We start from the raw sequence: 16,211 nt of genomic DNA, 5'->3' as shown, positions 1-16,211 counted from the left end.
ATGGATCTCGACGACTGTCCCGTCCGCGATGACCGGCCCGCCCACGAGGAGGGGCCCGGCCGCGCCGACCGGCCCGGTATCCACATCGCCGACTGCGGCGACTCCGCCGTGGTGGTCACCGCCACCGGGGCCGACGCCGACAGCCGCTGGCAGACCGTCCACGCCGTGGCCGACTCGATCGGCGCCGACGCACCCTTGGGCGTGTACGGCATCGTCCCGGCCTACGACAAGCTGCTCGTGGAGTTCGACTGCGCCGTCACCGACCACGAGGCCGTCACCCGCGCGGTCCGGGCCGCCCTGGCCGGGTCCGCCGCCGGCACAGCACAGCGCCCGGCGCCCCAGCACTTCACCGTGCCCGTCGTGTACGGGGGCGAGCACGGCCCGGACCTGCCCGTCGTCGCCGAGCAGCTCGGGCTGACCGAGCAGGAGGTCGTCGACCTGCACTCCGGCACCTCGTTCACGGTCCGATGTCTCGGCGCCCCGGCAGGCTCCCCGATGATGGACGGGCCGCCGTTCCCGGTCCCCGTACCCCGGCTGGCCTCGCCCCGTACGAGCGTCCCCGCCGGATCGATCGCGGTGGCGGGCCGGCAGGCCGTCATCTGCCCGATGCGCTCACCGGGCGGCTGGCCGCTGCTGGGACGCACCCCGCTGCGCATCCTCGACCTCACCGCGGACCCGCTGTGCCCCTACCGGCCCGGCGACCGCTTCCGGTTCGTGCCGATCAGCCCCGACCGGTGGGACGACTACGCCGGAGCCTCGCTGGAGGCGGCACATGGGTGAGACCCTGACCGTCCACAAGGCCGGTATCTCCGTGCTCCAGGACCTCGGCCGGTACGGCCGCTCCCGCTACGGACTCCCGCTCAACGGCGCCCTCGACCAGTACTCCGCGCAGGCCGCCAACGCGCTCACCGGCAACCGCCCGAGCGACCCGATGATCGAGATCACGGCACTCGACTTCAGCTGCACCCCGTCCACCGACGTCCTCATCGCCGTCACCGGCGCCCCCGCCGACCTGACCGTCGACGGCGTCCCGCAGGCGTGCTGGGAAGCGGTGGCCGTCCGCCCGGGCCAGACCATCTCCATCTCCCGGATCAGGGACGGGCTGCGCGTCTATCTCGCCGTACGCGGCTCCATCGAGGCACCCACCCTCCTCGGCAGCTGCGCCCCCGACACCGTGCTCGGCTTCGGCCGCTCCCTGAGCGACCACGACGAACTCGGCATCACCAACGCCTGCCCGCCCATCGACCACCCCGTCACCCGCATCCCCCTTTTCCGCCTGGGGGCACCCATACCCCGGGTCGGCGAGCCCTGGACCATCGACACCACCGAAGGTCCCGACGCCGCCGAATTCGGCACCACCGGTGAACTCCTCTACCGGTCGGAATTCACCGTCACCCCGCGGAGCAACCACATCGGCCTGCGCCTCAGCGGTCCCGTACCGCAGCGCGTCACCACCGGCGAAGTGCTCTCCCGCGGTGTTCCGGTCGGGGCCGTAGAAGTCCCCGCCGGAGACGAACTGCTCGTCCTGCACCGAGGCCGCGGGGTCACCGCCGGATATCCGGTACTCGCGGTCGTCACCTCAACCGGCCTGTCGGACCTGGGACAGGTCCGGCCGGGTCAGACCGTCCGCTTCCGCAAACGCACCGTCGCGGAAGCGGTCGCCGCTCACCGTCAGCGGCAGAACGCGCTCCAGGCACTCAGCCGACGGGCCACTGCTGTCTTCGACGCATTGAAAATCCCCGCCGTCACCCATTGACAGCGGTCGGAGCCGCCTCCCCGGCGGGCGCGTTCCCGCGCGCCCGGACAGCCTCTCCGCATTCGGAGGAAGCATGGCCACTACCGTCAACTCCAGCACCCCCAACCCGCCTGGAACCACAGGTGACTCCAGCACCACCGGATCCCCGGAAGCGCCCGTCCTCGACAGCAAAACCGTCAGGCGGGTCACTCTCGCCGGCTGTATCGGCGTCTTCGTCGAGCTGTACGACAACGGCATCTACGGATTCCTCGCCGGCACCCTCGCCCTGGTCTTCTTCCCCGGCCAGAGCGCCCAGGCGGCGATGCTGCTCACCTTCCTGACCTTCGGCATCCCGTTCTTCGTCCGTCCCCTGGGCGGCATCGTCTGCGGCTACCTGGGCGACCGTATCGGCCGTCAGCGGATGCTGGTCTTCGTCATCATGCTGATCAGCGCGGCCACCGCCGCGATCGGCCTGCTCCCCGGATACGCGTCGATCGGTATCGCGGCTCCGATCCTGCTGGTCCTGCTGCGCTTCGCGCAGGGCTTCTCCGTCGGTGGCGAGGCCGCCGGCGCGATGACCTTCCTCGCGGAGTACGCGCCCGAAGGCCGTCGCGGCCGGCTCACCAGCTACGCGCAGATCGCCTCGTTCACCGCGCTGCTCGTCGGTACCCTCACCGCCACCACCCTCAACGCCACCCTCAGCGAGGACGCGATGGTGTCGTGGGGCTGGCGCATCCCGTTCCTGCTGGCGATTCCCATGGGCCTCATCGGGTTCTACCTGCGCAAGCGGATCAAGGACACCCCGCGCTTCGAGCAGATGAAGGCGGAGAAGAAGCTCTCCAGCAACCCCATGCGCGAGGCGTTCTCCACCAAGGAGCACCGCAAAGCCGTCCTCCTCGCGATGCTCATCCCGCTGCTCAACGGCTCCGGCTACTACGTCCTGTTCTCGTACATGCCCACGTACCTGAACAAGGAGCTGCACTTCAGCGTCGTACAGGGCCTGATCGTCACCGCGTGCAGCCTCGTGGCCATCAACATCGCCATCCCGTACGCCGGACGGCTCTCCGACCGGCTCGGCCGCAAAAAGGTCATCGCCGGATCGGCCATGGCGATGGCCGTCCTCGGATACCCCTGTTACCTGCTGCTCACCCAGGGCTCCCTGGCGCTGGCGATCCTCGGCGGGATCCTCATGGCGATCGTGTTCGCCGGTCACACCGGTGTGATCCACATCCTGCTGGTGGAACTGTTCCCGACCCGGATCCGCTACTCCGCCTACGGCTTCGGCTACAACATCTCCGCCGCGCTCTTCGGTGGCTCCGCCCCCTTCCTGATGACCTGGCTCATCGGGCTGACCGGCAACACCCACATCCCGGCCTACTACGTCGTGGCCACCGCGCTCGGCACGTTCTTCGCGGTGCTGCGCATCCGGGAGACGGCCCACACCCCGCTGCGCGACGAGTAACCCTCCCGCCCCCGGACCGACTCCCCACCCCCCCCCGGCACCCGCACGACAGAACCACAGAGGAGAACACCCTCATGGCCTTTTCCGACTACAGGACCGCGCTGGTGACCGGTGCGTCGACCGGCATCGGTGCCGTCATCGTCGAGCGCCTCACCAAGCAGGGACTTCAGGTCCACGCCGTGGCCCGCAACGCCGACCGGCTCGCCGAACTCGCCGAACGTACGGGCTGTGTCCCGCACGCCGTCGACATCACGGACACCGCCGCGCTGGCCGAACTGCTCGAAGGCATCGAGATCGATGTCCTCGTCAACAACGCCGGGGTCTCCCGTACGGGCAACATCCTCAGCGCCGACGAGTTCGCCGTGGACGAGCAGATCGCGGTCAACATCCAGGCCGTCCTGCACCTCGTACGGCTGATCATGCCGGGCATGGTGGAGCGGGACCTCGGCCACATCGTCAACATCAGCTCCATCGCCGGCGTCTACAACTTCGGCGGCCACACCGTCTACCACGCCACCAAGGCCGCCGTGCACACCCTCTCCAGGCAGCTGCGCGTCGACGGTTACGGCAAGCGGATCCGGGTCACCGAGATCTGCCCGGGACGGGTCGAGACCGAGATCTTCGGCCGACTGCTCGGCGACATGGACAAGGCCCAGGAGCTGTACTACGACGGCTACGAGTCGCTGAAGCCGGAAGACGTCGCCGACGCCATCGAGTACGCCGTCGGCACGCCCCGGCACGTCAACATCGGACACATCGAGATCCTGCCGACCTTCCAGGTGCCCGGCGGTCTCAACTTCGAGAAGAGGGAGGGCTGAGGTGACCACCGCTGAAAGCTTCACCCCCGCCGCCCGGGTGCTCCGTATCAACGAGTCCCCGAGCACCGCGGCGGCGGCACGAGCCCGCGAACTGAAGGCCCAGGGCCGGGACATCCTCGATCTCACCGTCGGGGAACCCGACTTCGACACCCCCGAGAACATCAAACAGGCGGCGATCGAAGCGATCGGGCGCGGCGAGACCAAGTACACGCCGGTCAACGGCACCCCCGCGCTGCGCGACGCCATCGTCGCCCGGCTCGCACAGCACACCGGCATCACGTACGGCACCGACCGGATCACGGTGGGCGGCGGCGCGAAGCAGATCATCTTCCTCGCGCTGATGGCGACCGTCGACACCGGCACCGAGGTCATCATCCCGGCGCCCTACTGGGTGTCGTACCCCGACATGTGCCGCGCCAACGACGGCGAACCGGTCATCGTCCCGTGCCCGCGGGAGGACGGCTTCAAGCTCACCCCCGAGCGGCTGTCGGAGGCCATCACCGACCGCACCCGCTGGCTGATCCTCAACACACCGTCGAACCCGACCGGTGCCGCGTACACGGAGAGCGAGCTGCGCGCGCTGGCCGACGTACTGCTCGCCCATCCGCATGTGTCCGTGCTGACCGACGAGATCTACGACGAGGTCTGGTACGAGCAGACCGCCGCGCTCAGCATCGTCAGCGTCGAGCCAGGGCTGAAGGACCGGGTCCTGCTGGTCAACGGGGTCTCCAAGACCTACGCCATGACCGGCTGGCGGATCGGCTACGCCGCCGGACCGGCCGGGATCATCGCCGCGATCAACAAGCTCCAGTCGCAGATGTCCTCGTGCCCGTCCTCGATCAGCCAGGCGGCGGCGGCCGAAGCACTCAGCGGCGACCAGACGTTCGTCGCCGAGAGCGTCGCCGTCTACCGCGAGCGGCGCGACCGTGTGATCGGACTGCTCGAAAAGGTCCCCGGACTCTCCTGCACGGTGCCGAGCGGAGCCTTCTACCTCTTCGTCGGCTGCGAGGGCCTGATCGGCCGGCGGACCCCGGACGGCCGTGTCCTCGACACCGACCAGGACGTGACCCTGTATCTGCTGGAGCAGGGCGTGGCGGTCATCCACGGCGGGGCGTACGGAGCGTCCCCGTACTTCCGTGCCTCCTTCTCGACGTCCATGGCCGTCCTCGAAGACGCCTGCGGACGCATCGCCGCCGCCTGCGCCGCCCTGACCTGAACAGGCCTGTTCCGAACCCGTCCTGACCACCCTGTCCCCGAGCCGAGAGGACTTCCCATGCTTCATGTCTCCACCAAGGTCGACCGCCCCGATCCGGACCTTGTCGCGCGGCTGGCCGCGTACGGATCCGCCACCGTCCACGAGGCCCAGGGCCGCCTCGGCGCCCTCAGCTCGTCGATCAAACCGGTCGACCGCGCCATGTCGGTGTGCGGGCCCGCCTTCACGGTGCGGTGCGCTCCGCGCGACAACCTGATGCTCCAGGTCGCCATCGCCCACGCCCAGCCCGGCGACGTCGTCGTGGTCTCCGCGGGTGAGTACACCGAGGCGGGCTCCTTCGGCGACGTACTGGCCAACGCCTGCCAGGCCAAGGGCATCGCCGGGCTCGTCACCGACACCGGCGTCCGCGACACCGAGCAGCTCCGCGCGCTCGGCTTCCCGGTCTTCTCGTACAGCGTCTGCATCAAGGGCACGGTCAAGGAGACCATCGGGCCCATGAACGAGCCCGTTCTGATCGGCGGCGAACTGGTCCGGCCCGGCGACGTGATCCGTGGCGACGCGGACGGCGTCGTGGTCGTACGCCGCGAGGACCTGGCGTACGCGGTCGAGAAGTCGCAGGCGCGCGAGGAAGCGGAGGACGGCTTCATCGCCGATTACCGTGCCGGGAAGAGCACCATCGAGGTGAGCAACCTCGAAGGCGTGCTCAAGGCGAAGGGTCTGGTGATCGACGGCTGATCCCCCGGGCGGATCGCACCGCGTCCCGAGGCCCCGCCGGATCGGTGCGGCGGAGCGTGAGGATGGCGATGTCGTCCTGCTGCAGGCCGGCGGCGAAGCCGCGTGACTCGTCGTACAGCGACTGGGCGAGGTCGTGCGGCGACTGGGCGAGCCGTCCCGCGGCCGTCGGCCGTGCCCCGGCGGCCAGGCGTTCCTCCAACGGGAAGAGGGCGCCGTCGGGGGAGCGCGCCTCGGTCAGACCGTCGGTGCACAGCAGCAGTGTGGTGCCGGCGGGGAAGTCGAACCGGTCGACGGAGCGGGGGCCCGGCGCCAGTGAGTGGAGACCCAGCGGCAGGTCGGCGTCGCCGAGCGGTACGGACAGGGGCATGCCGGGGCCGATGAGACACGGGCGGGGGTGGCCGCAGTTGACCACCTCCACGCCCGGTGTGGTGTCGATGCCCAGGACGAGGGCCGTGACGAACCGTTCCGGCTCGTCGGTCTCGGCGGCGACGGCGTTGTGCCGTACGACGGCGTCCTCCAGAGCCTCGACGAGTCCGGTGAGTGTCGCCTCGCGGTGGGCCGCCTCACGGAACGAGCCGATCACGGCGAAGGCGACCCCGATCGCGGCCAGGCCCTTGCCCTGGACGTCACCGATCAGCACCCGGGTGCCGTAGGGCGAGGCGGCCAGATCGTAGATGTCGCCGCCGACGAGCTTGTCCTCCTGGAGCGGTTCGTAGACGCCGTCCATCAGTACCTGGCCGGTGAGCAGGGGCAGCGGCCGCAGGATGCTGCGCTGCATCGCGGTCGCGGTGGACCGCAGCCGCAGCAACTCGTTCTCGTGCCGGATCCGGTACCGGCAGCCCAGCACACTGAGCACGCCGAAGACCGCCGTGACCAGCACCGCCACGGCGGCGTCGCTCCGATGGTGCGGCTGGTAGATCAGTGACAGCGCCACCGTGGCCGTGGCCCAGCAGGCGGTGAACGTGGTCTGCGGCACGGTGCAGAACGCGGCGGCGAATGCGGGGAGGAAGGCGAGCAGCCCGCCGAGGCGTACCCCGGCGCCGGTCAGCACGTCGAGCGCCAGGATCAGTACCGTCAGTCCCACGAGCCACAGCAGTACGGCACCGTTCGACGGCCATCGAGTGCGGCGGTCGGCGGCCCGCCGGAGGTCGGCCGGCTCCGCACGCTCGTCCGCCCTGCTGGCCACACCGCACCCCCTCCGTCGCCGGGCTCTGGCTCCCACTCTCGGCCCCGGCCCCTTCGGACGCGAGCGGCGAAGGGCACGCGTGTGACCGCGACGCGGCCCGGCCGGGACCGTGAGTGGCCCGCCTCGGTCAGTGCGACAGACCGCCTCGGATCAATGTGACAGGTACGTCCACCCGCCCGCGAGCAGAGTGCCGTGCACCGGCATACGGCGCAGCACGGCCGGGTCCGCGGTGAGCGGGTCGGCGTCCACGACCACCAGATCGGCCCGGTCTCCCACCCGTACGGACCGGCGTCCGCGCGCCGATGCCGCCAGCGCCTGCGCCACCGACAGGCACTGCTCCGGGTGCCAGGCCGGGCGGGAGTCGTCGGTACGGTCGACGGCGTTCGCGATGGACCGCCAGGGATCGAGCGCGGCCACCGGGGCGTCGGAACCCAGCTCCAGCCGGGCTCCGGCGGCGAGCAGGTCCGCGAACGGGAAGGCCCGGTGCGTACGGCCGTGCCAGTGCCGGTCGGCGACGTCCCGGTCGTCGACGGCATGCGTGGGCTGCACCCCCAGGGTGACGTCGAGGTCGGCGAAGCGCGGCAGGTCCTCGGGCCGCAGGAGCTGACCGTGTTCGATCCGGCCCCGGCAGCGGACGGTTTCGAAGGCGTCGAGCGCCAATTCGTTGGCGTGGTCGCCGATGGCGTGGACCGCGGGCTCGATGCCGTGCGCGGACGCCCGGCGCATCACCCCGGCCAGGGACTCGGGCGTCACCCGGGCGATCCCGTACTCCTCGGGGTCTCCGGGCGCCGTGCCGGGATACGGGTCGTGGCACAGGGCCGTACGGGTGTTGAGGGAACCGTCGGTGAACAGCTTCAACGGGCCGGTCTCCAGCAGCCCGCCGGGGAGGTCCGGTGGCGCGGCGCCGGTCCGCAGCCCCCTGTCGATGGCCGCGTCCAGGTACTCGGGGTAGACGGCGGCGGCCACTCTGACCGGTACGGTCCCGCCCGCCATCCGGCGGGGCCAGTCGGTGAGATTGTCCGCCCACTCGAAGTCCAGGAGGCCCGTGATGCCGCGTCGGGCGGCAGCCGCGCAGGCATCCCGGACCCAGGTGTCTGCGGACTCCTGGGACACGGAGGACAGTTCGGCGGTGGCGTGGAGGCACTCGTCCTCGCGCAGTATCCCGGTGGGGTGGTCGCCCTGGCCCAGTGAGGCGAGAGCGGCGGAGTTGAGCCAGGCCGTGTGCAGGTCGGCGCCGACGAGGATGGTGGGGCGGTCCGGGACGACGGCGTCCAGCAGATCCTTGTGGGGGAGGTCCGGCCACAGGCCGTCCCGGAAGCCGTAGCCCGCCAGTAGCTCACCGGGCGACATTCCGGCGGCCCGTTCCCGTACGGCGTCCGTGGCGTCGCGGGCCGAGACGGTGCCCGCCAGGTCGAGACGGCGGCGGGCCACGGCCCACTGCACGATGTGCACGTGCGCGTCCCACAGGCCGGGCAGGAGCGTACGGCCGTCGAGATCGACGCCGGGCTCACCGACGCGTCGCGATGTCCCCGCCGGGTGGATCTCGCTGACGAGTCCGCCCTCGATCCGTACGTCGCACAGCGGCCCGCCCGCCCCGAGACGTACCCGGCGCAGTGTGCGCGGCGAGGCGGATGAAGTGGACGGGTCGGGTGAGACGGACGGGGAGGGTGGCTGGGGTGCGGTCACGGCTGCCTCCTGACGGCGCGCATGGCGGCGTAACGGATACGGGGTCACAGCGGGTTTCCGGCCCCCTCACGGCGGGCGGTCACCGGCTCCGGAACGGGAGTTGTCCGCACGTGGTCGGCGGCGCCCAGCAGCGCGGCGTACTGGATTCCGGCGAGCGTCGCGATCGGCAGGGGATCGCCCGTCACCGGCTCCGCCTCGTCCTCCCACGCGGTGTACGCGCGCAGCAGGTCCTGGTGGCACCGGCGTACGAGGGGGGTGGCGGTGCCCGCGGTCAGTTCGGCGCCCAGGGCGCGCAGCAGCATGCCGCCGAACCGGATACGGAAGCTGTGCACGGAGTGCCGGCAGGCGTAGCGCTCGGCGACGGTCGCGGGCCGGGCCTCCAGGCCGTCGGCGCGGGTCTTCTCCAGCGCGGCGATCTTGGGCAGCGAGGGCACGAAGTCCCGTACGGCTCGCAGGAACGGGGTCGGGATGGTCAGCTCCGGACCGGCGGCGTCGAGGATCGAGCCCAGCACCTCGCCGGTGTCGAGCAGCCCCTCCGCCCGTTGCCGCACGATGTCCGCGTAACTCTCCGGCAGGGGGGTGTTGTCGTCGGCTTCGGGGTGCCCCCAGTGCGGGACCTCGGTCGCGAAGTAGAAGGTGCCGTAGGCCTCGGTGTACGCGGCGCTCGAAGCCCCCGAGATCTCGGCGGCGGGGTCGGCTCCGAGGCCGTCCAGATAGTCGTACGCGTCCCGCATGTCGATGCAGCCGTACACGGCCGGCGCGTAGCGGGGAGCGTGCGCGGCCTCCGGTTCGCCGGTGGCCAGCGGGATACCGGCGGCCGCCGGGATGGCCTCCAGCAGTCCGTACAGTTCGGGCGCCGGCCGGTTGACGTAGTAATAGACGCCGCCCGCCTCGCAGTTGTGCAGTGTGGTGAGGAAGCGGGGCCGGGTGGCGTCCAGCAGCCGCATCAGGGCGAGGGTTTCGGGCAGGACGCGGTCGAAGTAGGCGTCGCGGTAGGAGAAGGGGAAGGTCCACTCGACCTGCTCGTCACCGGCGGGACGGTAGAAGTGGCGTCCGTAGAGCCGCTTGTCGGTGGGGTCACGGAACCAGCCCTCGTTGAGCCGGGCACCGTCCGGATCGATGCACGGCACGATGTGCCACTCGCCGCCGAAGTGTGACCGCAGTCCGTCGTTCTCGCACAGTTCGGTCGCCAGGTGCAGGGCGGTGACGGCGCCGACGGGCTCGTTGGGGTGCACCCCGCCGACGACGACGAAGTGAGGTACGGAGCCGGTGTCCGCGTCGGTGCTGGTTTCCGTAGGGGCGCCGGTGTCGGCGGGGGCGTCGCGGTCTTGCACGGTGAAGCAGTACAGGGGTTCGCCGAGGCGGCTGGTGCCTATCCGCCGCTCGGCGATCCGTCGCGGATGCAGCGCGGCCAACGCCCTGAAGGAGGAAAGGAGTTCGTCCATACCCGGGTAGGTGTCCGTCGTGGGTACGGTCCCGGTGCGCCGGATCCATTCCTCCGGGGTGGCGCCGGACGCGGAGGCGGACTGCTGAGAGGTGGCGCTTGCCATGAGGGTGCGGCTCTCCGGGTGTCGTCGGGAAACTGTGTCAACGCAAAGATAGGCGTGCCCGGATCCGCGTCCAGAGACGTGCCCGGATCCGCGTTCGGAGGCGTGCCCGGATCCGCGTCCGGAGGCGTGTTCGGTGAGGCACCGGCCCAGCGCTGCCTGTACGGCCCTCACCGCGGTTGTCCACGTCCTCACCTCGGGATGCGGCCGGCAGCAACTCCTCACCCACTTCGGTACATCGCCCGCCACCGCGCACGGACGCGTTTCCGGCGGTGAACGCCGCCCCGCCGGAAACGCGTCCGACATCTGCGAGCTGTCGGCGGGAAACACACGCTGCCTACTGTCCCGCCATGGACACAGGGCTGCACGCACAGTCGGACACGGTGGACGACCCGCCGGCCGGCGGTCCTCCCGAGGGGCCGTCGGCTCTCGCCCCGAGCGAGACCGGCGCAGGGACCGGCACGGACCGGGCCGCCGACGAGACGCTGGAGGACTACACCCTCCGGTTCGCCCCGCGCTCGTACCGCCGTTGGACGCCGATGGTCGTCGCGACCACCGCGCTGGGCGGGATCGCGTATCTCGCCGACTTCTCCATCGGCGCCGGTATCGGCCTCGCCCACGGCACCGGGAACGCGCTGGCCGCGATCGCCGTCGCCGCCGCGGTCATCTTCATCACCGGCTTCCCGCTCGCCTACTACGGAGCGCGCTACAACATCGACCTGGACCTGATCACCCGTGGCTCCGGCTTCGGCTACTACGGGTCCGTCCTGACCAGCGTCATCTTCGCCAGCTTCACCTTCATCTTCTTCGCCCTCGAAGGCTCGATCATGGCGCAGGGGCTCAAACTGGGCCTGGGACTGCCCCTGTGGCTGGGATACCTGGTCTCGACCCTCATGGTGATCCCCCTGGTCATCTACGGGATGAAGGCGCTCAGCAAACTCCAGGTCTGGACGACTCCCATCTGGCTGCTGCTGATGGTGGGGCCGCTGGTGTACCTGATAGCCACCGACCCGGGCACGGTGAACCGTTTCCTCTCGTACGCGGGAACCGACGGCGACGGGGGCGTCAACACCGCGTCCGTGCTGCTGGGCGCGGGGGTGTGTCTGTCGCTGATCGCGCAGATCGGCGAACAGATCGACTATCTGCGCTTCATGCCGCCGAAGACCGAGGCGAACCGGCGCGGCTGGTGGGCCGCGGTGATCATGGCCGGTCCCGGCTGGGTGGTGCTCGGTGCGCTGAAGCAGGCCATGGGGGTCTTCCTGGCGGTATACATCCTGTCCGAGGTGGGACCGGTGGCGGCCACCGAGCCCATTCAGCAGTTCCGGGGCGCCTTCGACGCGATGATGCCGTCCTGGCTGGTCGTTCCGCTCGCCGTGGTCCTGGTGGTGATCAGCCAGATCAAGATCAATGTCACCAACGCCTACTCCGGTTCGCTGGCGTGGACCAACTCCGTCACCCGGGTCACCAAGCACTACCCGGGCCGGATGGTCTTCGTGCTGGTCAATCTGGCGTTCGCGCTGATCCTGATGGAGGCCGACATGTTCAGCTTCCTCAACAACATCCTGGGCTTCTACTCCAACTGCGCCATCGCGTGGGTCGTCACCGTCGCCACCGACATCGGGGTGAACAAGTACCTGCTCAAACTGTCCCCGCACGCCCCCGAGTTCCGCCGCGGCATGCTCTATGCCGTCAACCCGGTGGGTGTGGTGGCCTTCGTCGCCGCTTCCGGTCTGTCGATCGCCATGTACTTCCACGCGCTGGGCGACACACTCCAGCCGTACTCACCCGTCGCCGCCGCCCTGATCGCCTTCGTCGTCACACCGCTGATGGCCGTGGTCACCAAGGGCCGTTACTACCTGCGGCGGGTGGACGACGGGATCGACGAGCCGCTGCTCGACGCGGAGGGCAATCCCGCCGCGACGACCTACGAGTGTCATGTGTGCCGGCAGGAGTTCGAACGCCCCGACCTGGCCGCCTGCCGTACCCATGACGCGGTGGTCTGCTCGCTGTGCCTGAGCACCGACAAGGCGGGCGACCACCTCCTCCCGGCGGAGCCCGCCACCGCCGGATGATCCGCTCGCGCACGGCCTGATCGGTTCTTCCTCAGCCTGATCCGCTCTTCCCCGGCCCGGTGGCAGCTGCCACCGGGCCGGAGGTGCGTGACGCCCCCCGCGGGCGGGGACAGGCTTCTGCCGGGCCTTCCTGACCGTGCGGCGGTGTGACCTGCCCCGGCCGTCGCCGCGCATAAGAGGACGTCACACCCCTTGACAGTGTTCTCCCGGGCGTTCCAGGATGCCCGGGTGAACCTGTCAGACAGCCAGACAGCTGGCGATGTACCCCGGCGGATCAGCGCGATGGAAGCGGTCCTGACCCACTTGCGCGCCGCCATCGAGTCGGGCGAGTACGCGGTGGGGGAGAAGCTCCCCTCCGAAGCGGAGCTCTGCCGCCGCCTCGAAGTGAGCAGGCCCGTCCTCCGTGAGGCGCTGCGCGCCCTGCAGACGATGGGGCTCACGGTGTCCCGTACCGGCAAGGGCACCTTCGTCGTCGCCAACGGTCCGGTAGAGGATCCGACCTTCGGCGACTACGCGGCGAGCGACCTCGTGGAGGTGCGCCGGCACGTCGAGATCCCGGTGGCCGGGTACGCGGCCTTGCGGCGTACCCCCGAAGATCTCGACCGTCTCTCCCACCTGCTGGAGCGGATGGAGCGCGAGACCGACACCACGGCGTGGGTGGCGATGGACACCCTCTTCCATCTCACCGTCGCCCAGGCCGCCCAGAACCCGGTCTTCCGCAGGGTCATAGAGGAGATCCGGGACGCGCTGGCCCGCCAGTCGGCGTTTCTGAACGAGCTCGGCGGGCGGCGTGAGCAGTCGAACCAGGAGCACCGGGCGATCGTCGAGGCACTGATCGACCGCTCCGAGCAGGACGCCGTCGAGGCGATGACACACCATCTCGCACGCGTCGAATCGACGCTGACCAGCATCGTGCGGCCTCCCCACCGCACGGTTTCCCCCACAGAAGGCGAAGACCAGACGTGAGCGACCAATTCCTCAAGCAGGCGGACGAGAAACCGCAGGACCAGCGGCAGGAGACGGCACAGCACACCGCGCACGTCGACGCGGGTGACGCCGGATACAGCAAGTCGCTGAAGTCCCGGCACGTCAACATGATCGCCATCGGCGGGGCCATCGGCACCGGGCTGTTCCTCGGCGCGGGCGGCCGTCTCGCCAGCGCCGGTCCGTCCCTGGCCGTGGCGTACGCGGTGTGCGGTGTGTTCGCCTTCCTCGTGGTGCGGGCACTGGGAGAGCTCGTACTGCACCGGCCGTCCTCCGGGGCGTTCGTGTCGTACGCCCGTGAGTTCCTCGGCGAGAAGGGGGCGTTCGTCGCGGGCTGGATGTACTTTCTGAACTGGGCGACCACCGGAATAGCCGACATCACGGCGGTGGCGACCTACACGCACTACTGGGGCATGTTCACCGACGTCCCGCAGTGGGTGATCGCCCTGATCGCCCTCGCGGTCGTGCTGACCGTGAACCTCATCTCCGTGAAGATCTTCGGCGAACTGGAGTTCTGGTTCGCGATCATCAAGGTCGGGGCGCTGGTCGTCTTCATGCTGATCGGCATCTTCCTGCTGGTCACGCAGCAGCCGGTCGACGGTCACACCCCCGGCCCCTCGCTGATCACGGACAACGGCGGCTTCTTCCCGGCCGGAATGCTCCCGATGCTGCTGGTCATCCAGGGCGTCGTCTTCGCGTACGCCTCGGTCGAACTGGTCGGTGTCACGGCGGGCGAGACCGCCGAACCCGAGAAGATCATGCCGAAGGCCATCAACTCGATCATGTGGCGCGTGGCCCTCTTCTACGTCGGCTCGGTCGTGCTGCTCACGATGCTGCTGCCGTGGGACGCCTACTCGGGCAAGGAGAGCCCGTTCGTCACCGTGCTGTCCAACATCGGGATACCGGCGGCGGGCGGCGTGATGAATCTCGTCGTGCTCACCGCCGCGATGTCCAGCCTCAACTCCGGCCTCTACTCCACCGGCCGCATTCTGCGCTCGATGGCGATGTCCGGCTCCGCGCCGAAGTTCACCGGCGTGATGAGCCGCACCCAGGTCCCGTACGGCGGCATCCTGCTCACCTCCGCCGTCTGTGTGCTGGGCGTGGGCCTCAACTACGTCGTGCCGAGCGAGGCGTTCGAGATCGTGCTGAACTTCGCGGCGATCGGCATTCTGAGCACCTGGGCCATGATCATGGTCTGTCACCTGCTCTTCTGGCGGAAGACACAGGCCGGGCAGCTCGAACGCCCCAGTTACCGGCTCCCCGGTTCGCCGTGGACCGAGATCGTCACCCTGTGCTTCCTCGCGTCCGTACTGGTCCTGATGTGGGCCGACGGCGGGGCCGGCCGGACGACCGTCCTGTCCCTGCCCGCCATCGCGGCGGCGCTGGTCGTGGGCTGGTATCTGGTACGGGGCCGGGTCGGGAGCGTACGGGACGCCGCGGCGTACGCGAAGACCGGCAGCACCAACAGTGTGACCGGCAAGCACAACAGCAACACCGACATTACGAGCGGTACCGGCAGCGCCGACAACACCGGCAGCGCTGACGGCACCGACGGCACCACGAACACCGAGAGCTGAACATGAGCCACACCACCGCACCGCGCACCGCCCCGCGACCCGTCCACGCGGAGCCGCCCGCCATCCGCGAACCGGCCCACGTCCCCGTCGCCCATGTGGTGCGCGAGGGCATCGTCGAAGGCGTCCATTACGGCTCGGTCGTCGTGCTCGCGGCCGACGGCAGCGTGGAGTTCGAGGCGGGCGACATCGAAGCCGCCTTCTATCCGCGCTCCGCGCTCAAGCCCGTCCAGGCGGTCGGCCTGCTGCGCGCCGGACTGCTGCCGCCGGACACCGAGTCGCTGGCCCTCACCGCGGCCAGCCACTCCGGCGAGGACCGGCACCTGGCCACGGCCCGGCGCATCCTCAGCGCCGCCGGGCTGACCGAGGACGACCTGCGCAATGTCCCCGACCTGCCGTACGGCACGGCGATGCGCGAACGCTGGCTGCGCTCGGGCTTCGGACCCACCCGGCTCGCCCAGAACTGCTCGGGCAAGCACGCCTCGATGCTGATGACGGCCAAGGCGAGGGGCTGGCCGCTGGAGAACTACCTGGACCCCGGGCACCCGCTCCAGTGGCAGCTCGCCGTGACCGTGGAGGACCTCACCGAACAGAGCATCGCCCGGGTGACCCTGGACGGATGCGGGGCGCCGCTGTTCTCCGTCTCCCTGCACGGCCTCACCCGGGCCGTCGCCCGGCTCGCCACGGCCGCGCCCGACACCGACGAGGGCCGGGTCGCGGACGCGATGCGCGAACACCCGGAACTGGTGTCCGGCACCGGGCGGGATGTCGCCCTGCTGATGCGCGCGGTGCCGGGCCTGATCGCCAAGGACGGATTCGAGGGCGTACAGATCGCGGCGCTGCCGGACGGACGGGCTGTCGGCGTGAAGATAGCCGACGGCGCCGACCGCGCCCGGATGCCCGTGACGGCGGCGGCCCTCGCCCGGTGCGGAGTCGACCCCCAGGTCCTCGCCGCCTTCGCCCGTACGCCGGTGCTCGGAGGCGGGAAGGAGGTCGGCAGCCTGCGTGCGGCGGGCGCGCTGGCCTCCCTTCCCACCGGATCCGACCGCTCCGCGCGGCCCAGGTAGCGCGTCCGGCCCGAAGGGCCGGCCCTTCCGCCGAAGGGCCGGCCCCTTCCGTCATGTGACGGAGACCCGCTCCACATTCGCGAGACCGTTCCGCATACGCGGGACACCACCCTCACCACCTCACGAAGGAAC

The 16,211-nt window shown here is 70.2% G+C and carries 13 protein-coding genes; 10 read left to right on the top strand and 3 right to left on the bottom strand.

The window, feature by feature from the left end:
- The 6 genes from ACIQD6_RS10680 (at position 1) to ACIQD6_RS10655 (ending at position 5,963) form a co-directional block, all read left to right on the top strand.
- Positions 1-780: an allophanate hydrolase subunit 1 gene (locus tag ACIQD6_RS10680; protein ID WP_401880519.1), complete on the top strand. Its 780-nt coding sequence runs from the start codon at positions 1-3 to the stop codon at positions 778-780.
- A complete protein-coding gene (locus tag ACIQD6_RS10675) occupies positions 773-1,756 on the top strand; it encodes a biotin-dependent carboxyltransferase family protein (RefSeq protein ID WP_401880517.1) in 984 nt (327 codons plus the stop codon). Before ACIQD6_RS10680 ends, ACIQD6_RS10675 begins: the two co-directional genes overlap by 8 nt.
- Before the next feature lie 73 nt (positions 1,757-1,829).
- Positions 1,830-3,197: an MFS transporter gene (locus tag ACIQD6_RS10670; protein WP_401880516.1), complete on the top strand. Its 1,368-nt coding sequence runs from the start codon at positions 1,830-1,832 to the stop codon at positions 3,195-3,197.
- Positions 3,198-3,271: 74 nt separating this feature from the next.
- Positions 3,272-4,015 carry an SDR family oxidoreductase gene (locus ACIQD6_RS10665; protein ID WP_401880514.1) on the top strand — a complete coding sequence of 248 codons (744 nt, stop codon included), beginning with the start codon at positions 3,272-3,274 and terminating at the stop codon, positions 4,013-4,015.
- Position 4,016: 1 nt separating this feature from the next.
- Positions 4,017-5,231: an aspartate transaminase gene (locus ACIQD6_RS10660; protein WP_401880512.1), complete on the top strand. Its 1,215-nt coding sequence runs from the start codon at positions 4,017-4,019 to the stop codon at positions 5,229-5,231.
- A gap of 57 nt (positions 5,232-5,288) precedes the next feature.
- Positions 5,289-5,963: a 4-carboxy-4-hydroxy-2-oxoadipate aldolase/oxaloacetate decarboxylase gene (locus tag ACIQD6_RS10655; protein ID WP_401880510.1), complete on the top strand. Its 675-nt coding sequence runs from the start codon at positions 5,289-5,291 to the stop codon at positions 5,961-5,963.
- Here ACIQD6_RS10655 and ACIQD6_RS10650 read toward each other — a convergent pair.
- The 3 genes from ACIQD6_RS10650 to ACIQD6_RS10640 all read right to left on the bottom strand — a co-directional run bounded on the left by ACIQD6_RS10650 (position 5,932) and on the right by ACIQD6_RS10640 (position 10,385).
- A complete protein-coding gene (locus ACIQD6_RS10650) occupies positions 5,932-7,149 on the bottom strand; it encodes a PP2C family protein-serine/threonine phosphatase (RefSeq protein ID WP_401880508.1) in 1,218 nt (405 codons plus the stop codon). The two genes, ACIQD6_RS10655 and ACIQD6_RS10650, sit on opposite strands and share 32 nt — an antisense overlap.
- A 150-nt stretch (positions 7,150-7,299) precedes the next feature.
- Positions 7,300-8,835 carry an amidohydrolase family protein gene (locus ACIQD6_RS10645; RefSeq protein ID WP_401880506.1) on the bottom strand — a complete coding sequence of 512 codons (1,536 nt, stop codon included), beginning with the start codon at positions 8,833-8,835 and terminating at the stop codon, positions 7,300-7,302.
- 44 nt (positions 8,836-8,879) lie between these two features.
- On the bottom strand, positions 8,880-10,385 hold the full coding sequence (locus ACIQD6_RS10640; RefSeq protein ID WP_401880505.1) for a M14 family zinc carboxypeptidase: 1,506 nt from the start codon (positions 10,383-10,385) through the stop codon (positions 8,880-8,882).
- A gap of 347 nt (positions 10,386-10,732) precedes the next feature.
- Between ACIQD6_RS10640 and ACIQD6_RS10635 the strand changes: the two genes are divergently transcribed.
- The 4 genes from ACIQD6_RS10635 (at position 10,733) to ACIQD6_RS10620 (ending at position 16,079) form a co-directional block, all read left to right on the top strand.
- Entirely contained in the window at positions 10,733-12,454 is a 1,722-nt protein-coding gene (locus ACIQD6_RS10635) for a purine-cytosine permease family protein (protein ID WP_401880503.1), read from the top strand.
- 228 nt (positions 12,455-12,682) lie between these two features.
- The gene (locus ACIQD6_RS10630; protein ID WP_401880502.1) at positions 12,683-13,420 is read left to right on the top strand and encodes a FadR/GntR family transcriptional regulator; all 738 of its coding nucleotides are present in this window, start codon (positions 12,683-12,685) and stop codon (positions 13,418-13,420) included.
- Positions 13,417-15,015 carry an amino acid permease gene (locus ACIQD6_RS10625; protein ID WP_401880500.1) on the top strand — a complete coding sequence of 533 codons (1,599 nt, stop codon included), beginning with the start codon at positions 13,417-13,419 and terminating at the stop codon, positions 15,013-15,015. The genes ACIQD6_RS10630 and ACIQD6_RS10625 overlap by 4 nt, the downstream gene beginning before the upstream one ends.
- 2 nt (positions 15,016-15,017) lie before the next feature.
- Entirely contained in the window at positions 15,018-16,079 is a 1,062-nt protein-coding gene (locus tag ACIQD6_RS10620) for an asparaginase (RefSeq protein WP_401880498.1), read from the top strand.
- Positions 16,080-16,211 lie beyond the last annotated feature (132 nt).

The organism is Streptomyces sp. NPDC088400 (assembly GCF_044753355.1).
Lineage (GTDB): Bacteria > Actinomycetota > Actinomycetes > Streptomycetales > Streptomycetaceae > Streptomyces.
Note: the sequence above shows the minus strand (reverse complement) of the source record. Positions and strands in the feature narration are given on the sequence as shown.

Bases quoted from the DNA above. Each gene is read 5' to 3' on its own strand.
- ACIQD6_RS10680 (WP_401880519.1), top strand. From the start codon at position 1: ATGGATCTCGACGACTGTCCCGTCCGCGATGACCGGCCCGCCCACGAG.
- ACIQD6_RS10675 (WP_401880517.1), top strand. From the start codon at position 773: ATGGGTGAGACCCTGACCGTCCACAAGGCCGGTATCTCCGTGCTCCAG.
- ACIQD6_RS10670 (WP_401880516.1), top strand. From the start codon at position 1,830: ATGGCCACTACCGTCAACTCCAGCACCCCCAACCCGCCTGGAACCACA.
- ACIQD6_RS10665 (WP_401880514.1), top strand. From the start codon at position 3,272: ATGGCCTTTTCCGACTACAGGACCGCGCTGGTGACCGGTGCGTCGACC.
- ACIQD6_RS10655 (WP_401880510.1), top strand. From the start codon at position 5,289: ATGCTTCATGTCTCCACCAAGGTCGACCGCCCCGATCCGGACCTTGTC.
- ACIQD6_RS10640 (WP_401880505.1), bottom strand. From the start codon at position 10,385: ATGGCAAGCGCCACCTCTCAGCAGTCCGCCTCCGCGTCCGGCGCCACC.
- ACIQD6_RS10635 (WP_401880503.1), top strand. From the start codon at position 10,733: ATGGACACAGGGCTGCACGCACAGTCGGACACGGTGGACGACCCGCCG.
- ACIQD6_RS10620 (WP_401880498.1), top strand. From the start codon at position 15,018: ATGAGCCACACCACCGCACCGCGCACCGCCCCGCGACCCGTCCACGCG.